Genomic DNA, 16,475 nt, shown 5'->3' on the forward strand with positions numbered 1-16,475 from the left:
CTGCCCAGGGATGAAACGCCGCCCCCCGACGTATGGTCAATGGCGTTGGCATAAGCTCGGCTCGGCGTGAAGGGAGGGGCGGGTGCCCAAGGAGGTCGTCCAGGAGGCCGCGCGCCGGCGCCGCCGCCCCACCAGGAGCGGGGCGGTGCTCTCGCACCGGCTGATCGTCGACACCGCGCTGCGGATGCTGCGCGAGCACGGCCCGGCCGGGCTGACCGTCCGGCGGCTGGGCGCCGCGCTCGGCGCCGACCCGAGCGCGCTGTACCGCTACTTCCGCGGCATGGACGACCTCACGCTGGCCATCGCGGACGACCTGATGGGCCGGGCGATGGCGGGCTGGGAGTCCACCGGCGTCTGGCGCGCCGACCTGCGCGACCTGGGGCTGCGTATCCACACGGCGTACCTCGCCCACCCGCAGGCGGCGGTGCTGACCGCCAGCCGGGTCTCCGGCCGCGCCCACGAGACCGCGGCCGACGAGGCGGTCCTGGGCATCCTGCGCACCGCCGGGTTCCCCGACCCCGCGGCGGTGGCGATCTACCAGGCCTTCATCGACCAGGCCCTGGCCTTCGCCGCGCTGGACGCGGCGACCCTTGCCCTCCCCGAGGCGGCCCAGGCCGCCGACCGCGACGTGTGGCGGGAGACGTACGCGCGCCTCCCGGCGCGGACCCACCCGCACATCGCGGCCACCGCAGGCCTGCTGGTCGCCCGTATGAACCGCAGCGCCTACCCCACCGCCCTCGACATGCTCCTGGAAAGCGCCGCGGCCCGGCTGGCGGCGTCGCGGGAGGACTGAGGACGCGCGTCCCGTTCTCGTCGCCTGCGCATGCTTGGTCACGATGACCGTGGCGTTGCCCGGCCGGGCGCGCCGTCGGCACCGGATCCTGCCGGACGTCGGGGGCGAGGGGCTGCGCCCCGTCGACGCCGCGGACGAGGCGAGGCCGTCCGGTCCGGCGGCGGAGCCGGAGCCGGCCTGCGCCTGACCCGGCGTACGTCCCTCCGCGAGCCCCCGGCCCCGCCGCCCCCTGCGGCGGGGCCGGGGGCTCGGTAGCGTGGGGCGCGGCCCGTACGACCGCCGTAGGGGCCGCGAAGGGACGGCACCCGGTGCAGCAGGAATCGGCGGGCTTCCCCGCCCTCGCCGCGCCCGGGGCGGCGGACCTGGTCGCCCTCGACGAGCGGTTGACCGGCTGCCGGGCCTGTCCGCGGCTGGTCGCCTGGCGCGAGGAGACCGCCCGGGTCCGCCGCCGCGCCTACGCCGGGTGGGACTACTGGGCCCGTCCCGTGCCGGGCTTCGGCCCGCCGGACGCCGCGCTGGCCCTGGTCGGTCTGGCGCCCGCCGCGCACGGCGGCAACCGCACCGGCCGGATGTTCACCGGTGACCGCTCGGGCGACGTGCTGTTCGAGGCGCTGCACGCCGTCGGCCTGGCCTCCCAGCCCACGTCCACGGAACGCGGCGACGGCCTGGAGCTGTACGGGGTACGGGTGACCGCGCCCGTGCACTGCGCGCCGCCCGCCAACAAACCCACCACGCAGGAGCGGCTGACCTGCCGTCCGTGGCTGGTGCGCGAACTGGAGCTGCTGCGGCCCACGCTGCGCGCGGTCGTCGTTCTCGGCGCGTTCGGCTGGCAGGCGCTGCTGCCCGTACTCGGCGGCGCCGGGTACCGGCTGCCGCGGCCGCTGCCCCGGTTCGGGCACGGCGCGCACGTGGAGCTGGCGGCCCCCGCCGAAGGGGAGCCGCCGCTGCACCTGTACGGCTGCTACCACGTCAGCCAGCAGAACACCTTCACCGGGCGGCTCACCCCCGCCATGCTGCGCGAGGTCCTGGCGGCGGCCGGCGAGCGGGCCGGGCTGCCCGTGACCGGCTGAGACTCAGCCGGCGGCGCGCACGATCGCGCCGGCGACCACGGGCAGCGAGGCCGGGTGGTCCATCAGGAACAGGTTGGGCTCGATGAGCTCCAGCTCCATCACGCGCGGTGTGCCGTCCTCGGCGTCGACCAGGTCCACCCGCGCGTAGAGCAGCTCCGGCCGGCCCGGCACGGCGGCCAGCGCCCGCTCCGCGGCGGCCAGTTCGGCCTCGGTCGGACTCCAGGGCCGCACGCCGGGGTGGGCGACCTTGCGCTGGTCGTAGCGGGTGTCCGGGAACAGCACGGCGTTCTTGGCGATCGCGTGCAGGAAGCGTCCGCCGAGGAAGACCAGGGCGCGCTCGCCGGTGGTGTCGATCCGCGGCATGTAGGGCTGGACCATCGCGGTGATGCCCTCGTGGTGCATCCGCGCCACGTGCGCCCGCGCCTCCTCGTGCTGCCCGGGGCGGTAGCGCGCGGCGTAGCGGGCGCCCGCGCCCGCCGCGGGCTTGACCACGAACTCGTGGCCGCCGGGCAGCCCGTCGACGCCGCCGCCCGGCGGCAGGTAGCGGGTGGCGACCGCGGGCACGCCCAGGGAGGCCAGCTCGCCCAGGTAGCGCTTGTCGGAGTTCCAGCGCACGATCGCGGGCGGGTTGAGCAGGGTGGTGGCGGCACCGCAGCGGTCGGCCCAGGCCAGGAACTCCGCGGTGCGCAAGGTGTAGTCCCAGGTCGACCGTATGAGCGCCAGGTCGAATCCGGCCCAGTCGGCCTCCGGGTCGTCCCAGTTCACGACCACGGCCTCGGCGCCCTCGGCGGCGACGGCGTCGCGCAGCAGGGGCAGGTCGCGGTCGACGGTGCCCTCCGGGAGGTGCGCGGTCGTCACCAGGGCGATCCTCGGCTGCGGCACGGGGGGCTCCTCGGGGTCGGGCGGAGATCTTGCCGTCCCGCAGGCTACCCGGGCGGAATCGCCGGTGGTCACACGGCCTCCGGGGGTGCCCGCGGCGGCCGTGCACAATGGCGGCATGCCCAAGTCCCGCCCCGGCCGCCGTTCCGCCCCGCGCCCCCACACCCGCCCCGTGCCGCACTCCCCCGGCGCGCCGTGCCCCTGCGGTCTGCCCGCCACGTACGGCGACTGCTGCGGCCGGTACCACGCCGGCCATGCCGCCGCCCCGACCGCCGAGGCCCTGATGCGCTCCCGCTACAGCGCCTACGTTGTGCACGACGCGGCATACGTGCTGCGCACCTGGCACCCGGAGACCCGGCCGGCGGAGCTGGACCTCGACCACCACGTGCGCTGGGAAGGGCTGGAGATCCTCGCCACGACCGACGGCAGCGCCTTCCACAGCGACGGCACCGTCGCCTTCCGCGCGCACTACAGCGTGCACGGCGAGCACGACGTGATGGAGGAGAACAGCCGCTTCATCCGCCACGACGGGGCCTGGGTCTACGTGGCCCCCCTGCCCTGAGCGCCGCGCCGCACCCCGCGGGGCAGGGCGGCGGGGAACGGAAGCGGCGACGACAACGTGGAGCACGAAGGCACCCGCCCCGCCCGCGCCGGGATCTGTCGCGGTGGAGCTCTTCGGACCCGTGGTGAGCACCGTGGTGAACGCGGTCGGCTTCCTGCCGTCGGCGCCCGGATCCGCACGCCGGGGGGCGGGGCCCGGCATCCATACCGAAGACGGCGGGCCGCCCCGCGTGACCGACGCGGTGGCGCTGGGCCCGGCGGCTGCTCGGTCGCTCGCGCCAACCTCACTCACAAGCCGGCCGCCGCCAAGTCTCGCGGGTTCTCCGGCACCGAGTCCGGGACCCACGGCTGCACCCTGCGGAACGAAGCGCGAGGGCATCGAGGCCCCGAACCCGCGGACCGCCGCGACCGACGGGCTCGGGGGACTTCCGGAGGGCGGCACGGCACCCGGCACGGCCTTCGCCTGCCGGTCCGCCGTCCGCTCCGCGCGGGGGTCCACCGCTGCGGGCGACCCCGCGGCACCGAACCGGCCCGACGGCGCCGGCCCGACGGCGCCGGCCCGACGGCGCCGGCCCGACGGCGCCGGCCCGTAAGCCCGCACCACGGGCAAAACCCCACCACGACCGCGTCGTAGGGGCGGCGTCACCCCTGCGGGGAGCCCCCGGCGCCGAGGCCGCCCGGCCGCACCAGGCCCGTCTCGTAGGCGAGGACGACCGCCTGTGCCCGGTCGCGCAGCGCCAGCTTCGCGAAGATGCGGGCCACGTGCGACTTCACCGTCGCCTCGCTCAGTGTCAGTTCCGCGGCCAGTTCGAGGTTGGACAGGCCGCGGCCGAGCAGCGTGAGGACCTCCAGCTCGCGCGGGGTCAGGGCGGCGAGGTCGGCGTGGACCGAAGGCCCGAGCTGTGCGGACGCCGCCCCCGAGGCGAAGCGTTCCACCAGCCTCCGCGTGATCGACGGCGCCAGCAGGGCGTCCCCGGTGTCGACCAGCCGTACCGCCGCGGCCAGGTGCTCGGGGGTGACGTCCTTGAGCAGGAAGCCGCTCGCCCCGGCCGACAGCGCCGTGTAGACGTAGCGGTCGAGGTCGAAGGTGGTCAGGATGAGCACCCGGCACTGCGGGGTCCGCTCCAGGATGCGGCGGGTGGCCTCCAGGCCGTCCATGGCCGGCATGCGGATGTCCATCAGCACGACGTCCGGCCGCAGCCGGCGTGCCTCGGCGACCGCCTCCGCGCCGTCCGCCGCCTCGCCGACCACCGTGATGCCGCGCGCGGTGAGGATGAGCCGGAAGCCGGTCCTGATGAGGGTCTGGTCGTCGGCGATGAGCACACGCGGGGCCGTCCCGTCCGCCGCCGTCACGGCCGGTCCAGCGGGATGCGCGCCCTGACCCGGTAACCCCCGCCGAGGCGGCGCCGGGCGTCCAGGTCTCCTCCGTACACCGCGACCCGTTCGCGCAGGCCCAGCAGCCCGCGCCCGGTGCCCTCGCGGCGGCGCGGCGCGGTGCGGGCCGGCGCGGGCCGCACGGTCCCGGCTCCGTTCAGCACGCTGGGGCCGGAGTTGAGCACCTCCACGCGCAGCGCGCGTTCCGCGTACCGCACCGTCACCTCCGCCTCTCCGCCGTCGCCGTGCCGGAGCGCGTTGGTCAGCGCCTCCTGGATGATGCGGTACGCCGTCACGTCGATGCCCTGCGGCAGCGGGCGCGGCTCGCCCGAGACGCGCACCTCGACCGGCAGCCCGGCGAAGGAGACCCGGTCGACGAGCGCCCCGAGCCGGTCGAGGCCGGGCTGCGGGGCCAGCGCCGCGACGCCGCCGTCACCGGCCGCGAACGGACCGCGCCCCGCTCCCGCTCCCTCGTCGTCCTCGTCGTCCACGCCGCCCGGGGACGGCGCCAGGAGTCCCAGCAGGTGCCGCAGGTCGGTCATGGCGCCGCGCCCCGCGTCCTCGACCGCCCGGAGCGCCGCCGCGGCCTCGTCCGGCATGGTGCCCAGCACCTCACGGGCCGCCCCGGCCTGGACCACCATGAGGCTGACGTTGTGACTGACGATGTCGTGCAACTCCCTTGCGATGCGGTCCCGTTCGGCGGCCACCGCAGCACGCGCGGCGCTCTCCCGCTCCCGTTCCAGCAGCCAGCCGCGCTCCCCCACGGCCGCCTGCCAGCGGCGCCGGACCCGCACCAGGGCCACCGCCAGGCACGCGGCGGCCGCGCACGCCACCCCCAGTGCCACGACCAGCACGTCCGACCCCCCATTCGCCACAGGATCACCTTCGCAGACGTCCACCCCGAGCGCATCAGCCCCTGGATGCAGGGTTCCTGCATCCCCAGGATGAGATGCCGCCCATGTGCCATCCGAGGAGGGATGTCCGGACCGCGCCGGGCCCCTAGCGTCCTGTGCATGGTCACTGAGGACAGCAGTGGGAAGGCCGTCGTTCGACTCGACGGCGTGCACAAGGAATACGGCGAGACGACGGCCCTGAACGGCGTGACGCTGGAGATCCACGCGGGGGAGGCGGTCGCGGTGATGGGCCCCTCGGGGTGCGGCAAGTCCACCCTTCTCAACATGATCGCCGGCCTGGACCGGCCGACGGCCGGCACGGTGCTGGTGCACGGGGAGGACGTGGGGCGGCTCAGCGAGAAGGGCCTCGCGCTGTACCGGCGACGCCGCATCGGCATGATCTTCCAGTTCTTCAACCTCGTCGACGACCTGTCCGCGCTGGACAACGTCGCGCTCGCCGCCCAGCTGACCGGCACCCCGGCCCGTCCGGCCCGGCGCCGCGCCATGGAGCTCTTCGAGGAACTGGGCATCGCGAACCGCGCCAACGCCTATCCGGCCGTGCTGAGCGGCGGCGAACGGCAACGCGTCGCCGTGGCCCGCGCGTTGATGAACAGGCCCGCCCTGCTGCTCGCCGACGAGCCGACCGGCGCCCTGGACAGCCGCGCGGGCGAGCAGGTGATGGACCTGCTCCTCGACCTCAACCAGATCGGCCAGACGCTCGTCCTGGTGACGCACGACGAGCACCTGGCGCGCCGCTGCGCCAGCCGCCTGGTCACCCTCGCCGACGGCCGGGTGACCGGGCAGCACACCCTGGAGCCGTCCGCATGAGGGCGGTGTGGCGGGCCGCGCGGGCGGCCGTACGGCGGCGCAGGCTCCAGACCCTGGTCATCGCGCTGGTCACGCTGACCTCGACGGGAGCGATCGTGGTCGCGCTCGGCCTGGTCGACGCGGCCTCCTCGCCGTTCGACAAGGCCTTCGGCAAGCAGCAAGGGCCCCATGTCGTTGCCGCCTTCGACCGGTCGGTGGTCTCGGACGCGCAACTGGCCGAGGCCGCACGGCAACCGGGTGTCGAGGCGGCCGCCGGACCGTACCCGCAGGCCACGGTCGACCTGCCGCGGGACACCGCGAAGTACGGGGTCTTCGGCGAGGTCACGGTCGTCGGACGCGCGGAGCCGGAAGGGGCGGTGGACCGGCTCGACCTGTGGGCGGGCCGCTGGGCGACCGCGCCCGGCGAGGTGGTCCTCAACCGGCAGTCGGACTGGACCGCCGACGACCTGGGCAAGCGGATCCCGGTCCCCTCCGGGCCCACGCTCACCATCGTGGGCTTCGCCTTCGACCTGAGCCGCACCGCGGACGCCTGGGTGGCGCCCTCCCAGATCGACGCGCTGCACCCCGCCACCACGCAGATGCTCTTTCGCTTCTCCGACGCGTCGTCGGACACCGGGCTCCGCGAGCAGCTGGGGGCGGTGACCGCGCGGCTCCCGCAGGGCGCGCTCACCGGTTCCCAGTCGTACCTCACGCTCAAGCACCGGATCGGAGGGGCGGCGCGGGCGTACGCGCCGTACCTGATGGCCTTCGGCATCCTCGGCATCGTGGTCTCCGTGCTGATCGTCGCCAACGTGGTGAGCGGTGCCGTGATCTCCGGCTTCCGGCACATCGGCATCCTCAAGGCCCTGGGGTTCACACCGGGACAGGTGCTCGCCGTGTACCTGGTGATGGTGACCGCGCCCGCGGTCGTCGGCTGCGCCGCCGGCGTCGTGGCCGGGAACCTCCTGGCGGCGCCGTTCCTGCGCTTCACGTTCACCGGGCCCGACGCGGGCGTGTTCCACGACAGCGTCGGCATCGCGCCGTGGGTGAACGTGCTCGCCCTGCTCGGTATGCCGGCCGTCTGCGTCCTCGCCGCGCTCGCGCCCTCGCTGCGCGCGCGCCGGCTCTCCGCGGCGCGGGCGATCAGCGCGGGCACCGCGCCGCGGGCCGGGCGCGCGCTGGGCGTGCAACGCCGCCTGGCCGGCAGCCGGCTGCCGCGCTCGGTGAGCCTCGGCCTGGGGCTGCCCTTCGCCCGGCCCGGCCGCAGCGTTCTCACGGTGGCCGCGGTGGTCCTGGGCGTGACCACCGTGACGTTCGCTTCCGGCCTGGCCGCGACGATGACCCGGTTCGGCGACGCGGGCCGGGACGCGTTCCAGGTCACGGTGTACGCGAGCAACGTGCGGCACGGCGAGCTCGTCGAGCCGGAACACGACGACCCGCAACTCCAGTCCCTTCTGGGCTCTTTGCCGGGCGTCGCCGGGATCACGGCCCGGGGGGACGTGGAGGTGACGGTCGCCGGCTCCACGCGCAAGGCCATGCTCGAGGGCCGCCGCGGCGACGGGCCCGAGCTGGACAGCGTCCTCACCGAGGGCCGCTGGATACGCCGGGCCGGCGAGGTCGTCGCGGGGACGGCCTGGCTCCGGCAGTCGGGCCTGAGCGTCGGTGACGACGTACGGCTGCGGAAGGGCGACCGGAGCGAGGAGGTGACCGTGGTCGGCGCGTTCATGGAGAGCAACGGCCAACTGCTCGTCGCCGACTGGCCGACGTTCACGGCGCTCGCCCCCGAGGAGGATCCCATCGCCTACCACGTCAAGCTCCGCGACGGCACCGACCCGGCCGCCTACGCCCGCGCCGCCGCGGCCGCCGACCCGGGCGTCAGCCCGGCGATCACGGGCCCGAACACCATCACCCAGACCGTGGTCGGCTCCGCCTCGGTGCTCACCGCCATGCTGGCCCTCGTCGCGTCCCTCGGCGTCTTCAACACTGTCGTCCTCAACACCCGCGACCGGCGCCGCGACCTGGGCATGCTCAAGTCCATCGGCATGACCCCGCGCCAGGTCACGGTGATGACGACGAGCTCGATGGCGGCCCTCGGCGCCCTCGGCTCCGCGCTCGGCGTCCCCCTGGGCATCTGGGGCTACCGGCAGGTCGTCCCGCGCATGGCGGACGCGGTCGACCTCACCCTGCCCCCGTACATGACGGACGTCTGGCACCCGCCGGCCCTGTCCGCCCTCGCCCTGACGGGCATCGCCATCGCGGTCCTCGGCGCCTACCTGCCCGCCCGACGCGCGGCCCGCCTGACGATCGCGCAGGTGCTCCACAACGAGTGACGGCGCGGACGGGGGACGCCGCGGGCCGCACGTCGTGAGCCCCTGCCCCGTCCGCGCGGCAGGGGCGGACACCCGGCCCGCATCACCCCGTGGAGCAGGGTGCCCCGCGCGGCTCGCCGCGGCCGAGGACGCCATGGCCGTGCACCGCCGCGCCGGCAACCGGCTGGGCGAGGCGTACGGGCTGTGCGGACTGGGCCGGGTGACCCGCGAGGAGGGGGACACGACGGGCACGCCGGCCTGCCACCGTACGGCCTTGCGCCTGTTCGAGGAGCTGGGCAACGCGCCGGGCACCGCCGACGCCCACGGGGACCTCGGTGACCTGCTCGTCCTGCTGGGCGATCACGCCGCGGCGGTCGCTGAGTTCGAGGCCGCCCTCACCGTGCTGAGCGGCCCGCGTCATCCCGTGGCAGCGGGGTTGTGCCGGCTCCGCCTGGCCGAGGCGCCGGCCCTCGCGGGTGACCGGGGGGTGCCGCGCAGGAGCAGCGTTCCGGCGAGGCGCTGCCGGCCGGAAGGGGACGGCCGGCCGACCGCAGCTCGACGGGGCACGCGCGCACCTGACCGCGCTCCGCCTCCTGGCCACCGCCGCCGGGTGAGCGGCCGTCCGGCCCCGCCTCAGCGCGTGCCGCGCAGCCGCTCGATCTCCCGCCGGTCCCGCTTCGTCGGCCGGCCCGTGCCGCGGTCGCGGACGACGGGTGCCGGCACCTCCTCCGGGGTGAGGGGCGGAGGACTGTTGTCGACGAAGCACTCGGCGGCGACGGGCGCGCCGACCCGCTTCCGCACCAGGCGCGTGACGACGACGATCCGCTCGCGCCCCGCACCGCGCAGCCGCACCTCGTCACCGGGGCGGACCGCGTGCGCGGGCTTGACGCGCTCGCCGTTGACCCGCACGTGCCCGGCGCGGCACGCGGTGGCGGCCATGGAGCGCGTCTTCGTGAGCCGTACGGACCAGATCCAGGCGTCGACCCGCACGGGGCCTTCGTCGTCAGCCATGTCACGACCCTAGCGCGCCCGGTTCCCGGAACGCGGCGTCCGGTATGCGCTCTTGACGGAAGGCCCCGCGCCCCACAGGATGCGCCCAGGCATGCACACGTCAAACATGCCTCCGCACCGCCCGCACAGTCCCGCGCAACTCCATCCCCCACACACCGGAGTGACCTGTGCCCGCATTCAAGATCGTCGCGGCCGGGGCCGCCACCGCGCTCGCGGCGGCCCTGCTCACCGCCTCCGCGACACCCGCTTCCGCGCGGCCCGCCGTCCTCGCCGCCGCCCCCGACATCCCGGTGGCGAACGTCAAGGCGCACCTGAGCCAGTTGCAGTCGATCGCCACCGCCAACGGTGGCAACCGGGCCCACGGCAGAGCCGGCTACCGGGCCTCGATCGACTACGTCAAGGCCGAGCTCGACGCCGCCGGCTACACCACCGCGCTCCAGCAGTTCACCTCGAGCGGCGCCACCGGCTGGAACCTGATCGCCGACTGGCCCGGCGGCGACACCAACCACGTGATCATGGCGGGGGCGCACCTCGACTCGGTCACCGCGGGGCCCGGCATCAACGACAACGGCTCCGGCTCCGCCGCGGTCCTGGAGACCGCCCTGGCCGTCGCGCGCGAGAACCTGCAGCCCACCAAGCATCTGCGGTTCGGCTGGTGGGGCGCCGAGGAACTGGGCATGGTCGGCTCCAAGGCGTACGTCAACGGCCTGGCCTCCACCGACCGGGCCAGGATCGACGGCTACCTGAACTTCGACATGATCGGCTCGCCGAACCCGGGCTACTTCGTCTACGACGACAACGCCGCGCTGGAGAAGGTCTTCAAGGACTTCTTCACCGCCAAGGGCATCGCGACCGAGATCGAGACCGAGGGCGACGGCCGCTCCGACCACGCGCCCTTCAAGAACGCGGGCATCCCGGTCGGCGGGCTGTTCTCCGGCGCCGACTACACCAAGACCTCGGCCCAGGCGCAGAAGTGGGGCGGCACGGCCGGGCAGGCCTTCGACCGCTGCTACCACTCCTCCTGCGACACGACGTCGAACATCAACGACACCGCCCTCGACAACAACAGCGACGCGATCGCCCACGCGATCTGGACCCTGGGCACCGCCGCCACTCCCCCGCCCGGCACGGTCTTCGAGAACACCGCGGACGTCGCCATCCCCGACAACGGCGCGGCCGTGACGTCCTCGATCACCGTCAGCGGTGTCAGTGGCAACGCGCCCGCGGCCCTCGCGGTCGGCGTGGACATCCGGCACACCTGGCGCGGCGACCTCGTCGTGGACCTGGTCGCCCCGGACGGGAGCAGCTACCGGCTGAAGAACTCCAGCGGCGGCGACTCCGCGGACAACGTGATCACCACGTACACGGTCAACGCGTCGAGCGAGGTCGCGGGCGGCACGTGGAAGCTGCGCGTGCAGGACGTGGCGTCCCAGGACACCGGATACATCAACAGCTGGAAGTTGACGTTCTAGCCGCCGCCCGAGCCGGTGGCGGCCCCCGCTCGCGCGCGGGGGCCGCCACCGGTCGTTGCGGGCGCCACCTATTGCATACGCGAGAAACCGTCGCGGTCCACTGTTCTCGTGGTACGAGCGTCACCGACCCCGCACCCGTCGCACCGGCCCAGAGGTGGTGCCCGCCCTGTCGCGGCTGCACGACAGGATCGAGGCGCACGTCGAGCGGGCGCCGCAGAGTGCGCACGGGCTGAGCGTGCGGGAGCTCTCGCTGCTCGAGGTGCTCAGCCGCCACACGCGGGCAAGGGCGGGCACCTGCGCATGACCCGGGTCGCCGACGCCGTCGTGCTGAGCCAGAGCGCCACCACCCGGCTCGTGGCGCGCCTGGAGGACCGCGGCCCGCTCACCCGGTACCTCTGCGTGACCGACCGCCGGCGGCATCCACACCGAGGTCAGCGAGGCGGGACTCGCCCTGCTCGCCGAGGCCCGCCCCACGAACGACGGCGCCCTGCACGAAACCCACCGAGGCGTCCGCGGAGCCGGAGCCGGCCCCCCTGGTCGACGCCCTCGAAGCGGAGCCCACCCCGCCTGAGCCGGTGCGGCCATACGGCGCGCCGGCCTCCTCCCCGTCCGACCCGCGGGGCGGCACCCGGGCGACCGCTGCGGGTACCCGGTCACCGTCCTACGCTGAAGAGGGGCGCGGCTTGCGGTGGCGAACGTACCGTGCCGGGCCTCCCGCGAGAGGAGAACCGCTGATGAGCAGTCACCACACCAATTCCCACGTCGACGTCCTCCTCACCGACTGCGAACGGGGGGACGCCGGAGCCGTGCTCGGCGCGCTGGAGGCCGCCTTCCCGACGCGTCCCGGCGAGTCGTTGACCGAGGCCGTGGAGCCGCGGCCCGGGTCTTCCCACCCGACCGTGTGGGCCGCCTCCGTCGACACCCGCAGCCACGGCCACGAACTGGGCCCCGTGCACCTCGACGGCGCCCTGACCGCGGACCTCTCCGGCGGGCCCCGCCATGTACGCGAGGTCAAGAAGGTGCTCGGCGACTCCTTCCGCCTCGAGGAGCAGGGATCTGTCTCCGGCGACCAGGAGGTCGAGCTCCGTCTCCGCCTCACGGAGCTCCCCGACGGCCGCTGAGCCGGACGGCGTCCCCGCGCCCGGGACGGCTCGCCCGGCGAGCCGTCCCGGGCCCTTTCCCGGCCTCCGGCACACCGGGGCACCCCGGGCACCCGGCTCAGGCCACGAAGAGCCCCGCGCCCTCGCCCTCGGAGCCGCCGCCGTCACGGACGGTCTGCGCGGCCGCCGCCAGGCGCTCGACGGCGTCGCGCGCGACGGGCCCCCCGACGGTGAAGGGCAGCCTGATGTAGCCCTCGAAGGCGCCGTCGACGCCGAACCGCGGACCGGAGGGAACGCGGACGCCGAGGCGCTCGCCCGCGACGGCGAGGCGTGAGCCGGAGACGTCGCCGGTCCGCACCCACATGGTCATGCCGCCGGACGGGACGGCGAAGTCCCACTCGGGCAGACGCTCACGGAGGGCGGTCACGAGGTCGTCGCGGTGGGCGCGGGCCCGTTCACGGCGGGCGGCGACCGCGTCGTCCCACGCCCCGGTCCGCAGCAGCCAGGCCACGGCCAGCTGGTCGACGACGGGCGAGCCGAGGTCGAGGTAGGCGCGTGCGCTGACGAGGCGGCGCACGACGTCGGGCGCGGCGCGGACCCAGCCGATACGCAGCCCCGCCCAGATGGCCTTGCTCGCGGAGCCGACGGTGATGACGCTGCCGCCGCGGTCGAAGGCGGCCATCGGGCGCGGCGCGGACGCCGTCCCGTCCAGGGGCAGCTCGGCCATGGTCTCGTCGGCGACGAGGACGGTCCCGGCGGCGCGGGCGGCCTCGACGAGGGCACGGCGCTGGTCGTCGGGGACGAGGGTGCCGGTGGGGTTGTGGAAGTCGGGCATGACGTAGGCCATGCGCGGCGCCGCGTCCCGCAGGACCCGCTTCCAGGCGTCCAGGTCCCAGCCGCCCAGGCCCTCGCGCATGGCGACGGGAACGAGCCGGGCGCCGTTCTCCCGCAGAAGTTCCAGGACGTTGGCGTAGCTCGGCGACTCGACGGCGACGCGCTCGCCGGGGGTGCCCAGGCGGCGCACGGCGGCCGCGATGGCGCCCATGGCGCCGGTGGTCACCATGATCTGCTCGGGAAGGGTGGGGATGCCGCGCTCGGTGTAGCGGGCCGCGATGACCTCGCGCAGCACCGGCAGCCCGGCGGGGAAGTCGCCATGGGTGGCCGAGTAGGAGGGCAGGTCGGCCAGGGCGCCCTCCACCGCGCGGCTCAGCCACGGCTCGGGCGCGGGCAGTGCCGCGCAGCCGAGGTCGATGACGGTTCCCGCGGCGTCCGGGGGCAGCGGCTCCAGACCACGGGTCGGAAGGGCGTGGCCGTCCGGGACGGCGGTCCACGTGCCGGCGCCGCGCCGGGACCGGGCGAAGCCCTCGGCGCGCAGCGCCTCGTACGCCGCGGCGACGGTGGTGCGGCTGACGGCGAGGGCGAGCGCCAGCTCGCGTTCCGCGGGGAGCCGCGCGGCCACGGGCACGCGTCCCTCGAGGACCGCGACCCGGATGCCGTCGGCGAGCCCCCGGTAGGCGGGGACGCGGCGGCCGGTGGCGCGCCGCGCCGGGCGGGGCTCCAGCAGGCGCGCGAGATGAGTGACCCCTACCGTTGCGGTCCACTGCGACATGGTTCCCGGTCCACCTTCCGCATATTGGCCATGGAATTCTCCCAGGACCATGCCACATAGTGTCGCGCATCGACTCGCATGGCCAGAGGGGGGTCCCATGGAGGGCCAATCCAGAACCGTACGCCGTCTGTTGCACCTGTACGCCGGACTGGCCCTCTACGGGGCGAGCGCGGCCCTGCAGGTGCGCGCCGCGCTGGGCCTCGACCCGTGGGACGTCCTCCACCAGGGCATCTCGCGGCACACCGGAGTCAGCATCGGCCTGGTCTCGGTGGCGGTGGGCGCGCTCGTACTGCTGCTGTGGTGGCCGCTGCGCCAGCGGCCGGGCCTCGGCACCGTCTCCAACGTCTTCGTCGTCGGCCTGTCGATGGACGCGACGCTGGCCCTGCTGCCCCAGCCGCACGGTCTCGGCGTGCGGATCCCGCTGCTGGTGGCGGGCGTGGTGCTGGGCGGCGTGGCGACGGGCCTCTACATCACCGCCGGCTACGGCCCGGGCCCCCGCGACGGCCTGATGACGGGCCTGCACCGGCGCACGGTCCGGTCCATCCGCCTGGTGCGCACCGCGATCGAGGTCACCGTGCTGGCGGTCGGCTTCGTGCTCGGCGGCAGCGTCGGTGTCGGCACGGTCGTCTACGCGGTGTCGATCGGGCCGCTGGCCCAGTTCTTCCTGCAGCTGTTCGAGCTGCCGAAGTCCCGGACGGAGGACGACTGCGTGGTCGTCGCCCGCGGCGGGCAACCGGTGACGGACACCGCGGAGGGGCGCGCCATACTGCGGGAGTGAGCGACATACTCCATCCGTACCTGGACAGCCCGGTTCCCATCGCCTTCGCGCACCGCGGCGGCACGGCGGACGGCCTGGAGAACACCGCCTGGGCCTTCCGGCGGGCCGTCGGCCTCGGCTACCGCTACCTGGAGACCGACGTCCACCTGACCTCGGACGGCGTGCTGGTCGCCTTCCACGACGCGTCCCTGGACCGGGTCACGGACGCCCGTGGGCGAATCGCGGACCTGCCGTGGAGCGAGGTGGGCCGGGCCCGCGTGGCGGGTCGCGAGCCGGTGCCGCTGTTCGAGGAACTGTTGGAGGAGTTCCCGGACGCCCGCTGGAACGTGGACACCAAATCGGACGCCACGGTCGAGCCGCTGGTGGAGGCGGTGCGCCGCGCCGGAGCCTGGGACCGGGTGTGCGTGGGCTCGTTCTCCGAGGCCCGGCTGGTCCGGGCCCGCGCGCTCGGCGGAGCCAGGATGGCCAGTTCCCTGGGCACCCGGGGCGTGGCGGACCTGCGGCTGCTCTCGCGGGGCGGCCGCGCCGCCGAGCGGCTGCTCCTGGCCGCGGCGCGGCGGCGCGGCGCGGTCTGCGTACAGGTGCCCGAGCGGGCGTACGGCATCCGGGTCGTCGACGCCGCGTTCCTCGCGACGGCGCACCGGCTGGGGCTGCAGGTTCACGTGTGGACGATCAACGACGAGGCCCGGATGCACGCCCTGCTGGACCTCGGCGTGGACGGGATCATGACCGACCGGCTGGAGGCCCTGCGCACGGTGTACACCGAACGCGGGGCCTGGACCACCTGACGGCCGGTCCCCGCCGCCCGCCCCGCCGGCGGCCGTCACACCTTGGCCGCCTTCGTCTTGGACATACGGGCGAAGACCACGACGTTGCCCGAGTACCCCGAGTCCTTGCTGTAGGTGCCGCCGCAGGTGATCACCCGCAGTTCGGGGTCCTTGGTGTCCCCGTAGACACGCTTGGCGGGGAACTCGGCCTTGGTGAACACCTCGATGCCGTAGATGGTGAAGATCGCGGTGGTGCCGTCGTCCCGGACCACGTCGATGGTCGAGCCCTTCTTCAGCGCCCCGAGGCTGTAGAAGACCGCGGGTCCGCTCTCGTTGTCGACGTGCCCCACGATCACGGAGGAGCCCCGGGCCCCCGGACTGACCGAGTCCTTGAACCACGCGGCCTCTCCCGCCTTCTCGAGCGGCGGCGCCGCGATCACTCCGCGGCTGTCCAGGCCCACGTTCATGATCGGCGCGTCGATGCTCACGGAGGGGATGCGGATGCGCGTCGGCTGGGCCGGCGGCAGCGGCGGGGGCGCCTTGATCGCCGCCGCGTCGGAGAGCGCCGCGGAGGCGGCGGACGGCTGGGGCGGACCGTCCATCCCGGCGAAGCCCTGGAAGGTCAGCACCACCCCGGCCACGAGGACCGAGCACACGAGCACCCCGACCGCGCCGCGGCCGCGCCGTGTGAGCTTCAACTGCCGGGGATGCCTGGTGGTACCGGCGGCGGCCGGACGACCGGGACCACGCGGGGGCTGACGCCGAGTCGGCTCCGCGGTCCCGCCCCGGGCCGGTGCGGGACCGGCTACCGGACGGGAGCCCTTGACGGCGGGCCGGGCCGGCGCCTTCGCCGGAGCAGACGCGGGCGGCTTCGCGGCAGGCGGTGCCGGGTTCCTCGCGGGGCCCTTCGCCGGAGGCTGCGCCTTCGCGGCGGGTTTGCCCTTCCCCTTCGGCTTCTCCTTCGGCTTCTCCGTGAGCGGCTCCCCCGCCTGCGGGGTGGCGGCCGGGGGAACGGGCCGGTCCCGGGCCGGGGGCCGCGGCGTGCGGCCCGG

At 75.1% G+C, this 16,475-nt stretch carries 17 protein-coding genes and 1 pseudogene; 11 read left to right on the plus strand and 7 right to left on the minus strand.

The window, feature by feature from the left end; genetic code table 11:
- Nucleotides 1-82 precede the first annotated feature (82 nt).
- The 3 genes from AC3EUJ_RS19550 (at nt 83) to AC3EUJ_RS19560 (ending at nt 1,863) form a co-directional block, all read left to right on the plus strand.
- Entirely contained in the window at nt 83-793 is a 711-nt protein-coding gene (locus AC3EUJ_RS19550) for a TetR/AcrR family transcriptional regulator (RefSeq protein ID WP_431963011.1), read from the plus strand.
- Between the two features lie 43 nt (nt 794-836).
- Nucleotides 837-980, plus strand: a complete 144-nt coding sequence (locus AC3EUJ_RS19555) for a hypothetical protein (RefSeq protein WP_431963013.1) — start codon at nt 837-839, stop codon at nt 978-980.
- A 121-nt stretch (nt 981-1,101) separates the two neighbouring features.
- Nucleotides 1,102-1,863: a uracil-DNA glycosylase gene (locus AC3EUJ_RS19560; protein ID WP_431963015.1), complete on the plus strand. Its 762-nt coding sequence runs from the start codon at nt 1,102-1,104 to the stop codon at nt 1,861-1,863.
- A 3-nt stretch (nt 1,864-1,866) separates the two neighbouring features.
- Here the strand turns inward: AC3EUJ_RS19560 and AC3EUJ_RS19565 are convergent, their stop codons facing one another.
- Nucleotides 1,867-2,745 (minus strand): ATP-grasp domain-containing protein, encoded by an 879-nt coding sequence (locus AC3EUJ_RS19565; RefSeq protein ID WP_431963017.1) that lies wholly within the window; start codon nt 2,743-2,745, stop codon nt 1,867-1,869.
- Nucleotides 2,746-2,860: 115 nt separating this feature from the next.
- On the opposite strand from AC3EUJ_RS19565, the gene AC3EUJ_RS19570 reads away from it, so the two are divergent.
- Entirely contained in the window at nt 2,861-3,304 is a 444-nt protein-coding gene (locus AC3EUJ_RS19570; RefSeq protein WP_431963019.1) for a YchJ family protein, read from the plus strand.
- A 641-nt stretch (nt 3,305-3,945) separates the two neighbouring features.
- Here AC3EUJ_RS19570 and AC3EUJ_RS19575 read toward each other — a convergent pair.
- Nucleotides 3,946-4,656: a response regulator gene (locus tag AC3EUJ_RS19575; protein ID WP_431963021.1), complete on the minus strand. Its 711-nt coding sequence runs from the start codon at nt 4,654-4,656 to the stop codon at nt 3,946-3,948.
- Nucleotides 4,653-5,552 (minus strand): sensor histidine kinase, encoded by a 900-nt coding sequence (locus AC3EUJ_RS19580; protein ID WP_431963023.1) that lies wholly within the window; start codon nt 5,550-5,552, stop codon nt 4,653-4,655. Before AC3EUJ_RS19580 ends, AC3EUJ_RS19575 begins: the two co-directional genes overlap by 4 nt.
- Nucleotides 5,553-5,690: 138 nt before the next feature.
- Between AC3EUJ_RS19580 and AC3EUJ_RS19585 the strand changes: the two genes are divergently transcribed.
- Both AC3EUJ_RS19585 and AC3EUJ_RS19590 read left to right on the plus strand, forming a co-directional pair.
- Nucleotides 5,691-6,398, plus strand: a complete 708-nt coding sequence (locus AC3EUJ_RS19585) for an ABC transporter ATP-binding protein (RefSeq protein WP_431963025.1) — start codon at nt 5,691-5,693, stop codon at nt 6,396-6,398.
- Nucleotides 6,395-8,707, plus strand: a complete 2,313-nt coding sequence (locus tag AC3EUJ_RS19590; protein WP_431963027.1) for an ABC transporter permease — start codon at nt 6,395-6,397, stop codon at nt 8,705-8,707. Before AC3EUJ_RS19585 ends, AC3EUJ_RS19590 begins: the two co-directional genes overlap by 4 nt.
- An 82-nt stretch (nt 8,708-8,789) precedes the next feature.
- On the opposite strand, the gene AC3EUJ_RS19595 is transcribed toward AC3EUJ_RS19590, so the two are convergent.
- Both AC3EUJ_RS19595 and AC3EUJ_RS19600 read right to left on the minus strand, forming a co-directional pair.
- Nucleotides 8,790-9,107 carry a hypothetical protein gene (locus AC3EUJ_RS19595; RefSeq protein ID WP_431963029.1) on the minus strand — a complete coding sequence of 106 codons (318 nt, stop codon included), beginning with the start codon at nt 9,105-9,107 and terminating at the stop codon, nt 8,790-8,792.
- Nucleotides 9,108-9,319: 212 nt separating this feature from the next.
- The gene (locus tag AC3EUJ_RS19600; protein WP_431963031.1) at nt 9,320-9,697 is read right to left on the minus strand and encodes an RNA-binding S4 domain-containing protein; all 378 of its coding nucleotides are present in this window, start codon (nt 9,695-9,697) and stop codon (nt 9,320-9,322) included.
- 167 nt (nt 9,698-9,864) lie between these two features.
- On the opposite strand from AC3EUJ_RS19600, the gene AC3EUJ_RS19605 reads away from it, so the two are divergent.
- The 3 genes and pseudogenes from AC3EUJ_RS19605 to AC3EUJ_RS19615 all read left to right on the plus strand — a co-directional run bounded on the left by AC3EUJ_RS19605 (nt 9,865) and on the right by AC3EUJ_RS19615 (nt 12,290).
- On the plus strand, nt 9,865-11,169 hold the full coding sequence (locus tag AC3EUJ_RS19605) for a M28 family metallopeptidase (RefSeq protein WP_431963033.1): 1,305 nt from the start codon (nt 9,865-9,867) through the stop codon (nt 11,167-11,169).
- A 71-nt stretch (nt 11,170-11,240) separates the two neighbouring features.
- Nucleotides 11,241-11,735: pseudogene (locus AC3EUJ_RS19610) on the plus strand (MarR family winged helix-turn-helix transcriptional regulator); the annotation flags it as partial.
- Nucleotides 11,736-11,903: 168 nt separating this feature from the next.
- On the plus strand, nt 11,904-12,290 hold the full coding sequence (locus AC3EUJ_RS19615) for a hypothetical protein (RefSeq protein ID WP_431963111.1): 387 nt from the start codon (nt 11,904-11,906) through the stop codon (nt 12,288-12,290).
- A gap of 97 nt (nt 12,291-12,387) precedes the next feature.
- On the opposite strand, the gene yczR is transcribed toward AC3EUJ_RS19615, so the two are convergent.
- Entirely contained in the window at nt 12,388-13,878 is a 1,491-nt protein-coding gene (gene yczR / locus AC3EUJ_RS19620) for a MocR-like transcription factor YczR (protein ID WP_431963035.1), read from the minus strand.
- A gap of 97 nt (nt 13,879-13,975) precedes the next feature.
- Here yczR and yczE point away from each other — a divergent pair, with 97 nt between their 5' ends.
- Nucleotides 13,976-14,656 (plus strand): membrane protein YczE, encoded by a 681-nt coding sequence (yczE, locus tag AC3EUJ_RS19625; RefSeq protein WP_431963037.1) that lies wholly within the window; start codon nt 13,976-13,978, stop codon nt 14,654-14,656.
- A complete protein-coding gene (locus AC3EUJ_RS19630; RefSeq protein WP_431963039.1) occupies nt 14,653-15,444 on the plus strand; it encodes a glycerophosphodiester phosphodiesterase family protein in 792 nt (263 codons plus the stop codon). Before yczE ends, AC3EUJ_RS19630 begins: the two co-directional genes overlap by 4 nt.
- A 35-nt stretch (nt 15,445-15,479) precedes the next feature.
- Here the strand turns inward: AC3EUJ_RS19630 and AC3EUJ_RS19635 are convergent, their stop codons facing one another.
- Nucleotides 15,480-16,121 (minus strand): class F sortase, encoded by a 642-nt coding sequence (locus AC3EUJ_RS19635; RefSeq protein ID WP_431963041.1) that lies wholly within the window; start codon nt 16,119-16,121, stop codon nt 15,480-15,482.
- Nucleotides 16,122-16,475: the final 354 nt, after the last annotated feature.

The organism is Actinacidiphila sp. bgisy160 (assembly GCF_057707815.1).

Bases quoted from the DNA above. Each gene is read 5' to 3' on its own strand.
- AC3EUJ_RS19595 (WP_431963029.1), bottom strand. From the start codon at position 9,107: ATGACGCGGGCCGCTCAGCACGGTGAGGGCGGCCTCGAACTCAGCGAC.
- AC3EUJ_RS19615 (WP_431963111.1), top strand. From the start codon at position 11,904: ATGAGCAGTCACCACACCAATTCCCACGTCGACGTCCTCCTCACCGAC.
- AC3EUJ_RS19590 (WP_431963027.1), top strand. From the start codon at position 6,395: ATGAGGGCGGTGTGGCGGGCCGCGCGGGCGGCCGTACGGCGGCGCAGG.
- AC3EUJ_RS19600 (WP_431963031.1), bottom strand. From the start codon at position 9,697: ATGGCTGACGACGAAGGCCCCGTGCGGGTCGACGCCTGGATCTGGTCC.
- yczR (WP_431963035.1), bottom strand. From the start codon at position 13,878: ATGTCGCAGTGGACCGCAACGGTAGGGGTCACTCATCTCGCGCGCCTG.
- yczE (WP_431963037.1), top strand. From the start codon at position 13,976: ATGGAGGGCCAATCCAGAACCGTACGCCGTCTGTTGCACCTGTACGCC.
- AC3EUJ_RS19585 (WP_431963025.1), top strand. From the start codon at position 5,691: ATGGTCACTGAGGACAGCAGTGGGAAGGCCGTCGTTCGACTCGACGGC.
- AC3EUJ_RS19570 (WP_431963019.1), top strand. From the start codon at position 2,861: ATGCCCAAGTCCCGCCCCGGCCGCCGTTCCGCCCCGCGCCCCCACACC.
- AC3EUJ_RS19555 (WP_431963013.1), top strand. From the start codon at position 837: ATGACCGTGGCGTTGCCCGGCCGGGCGCGCCGTCGGCACCGGATCCTG.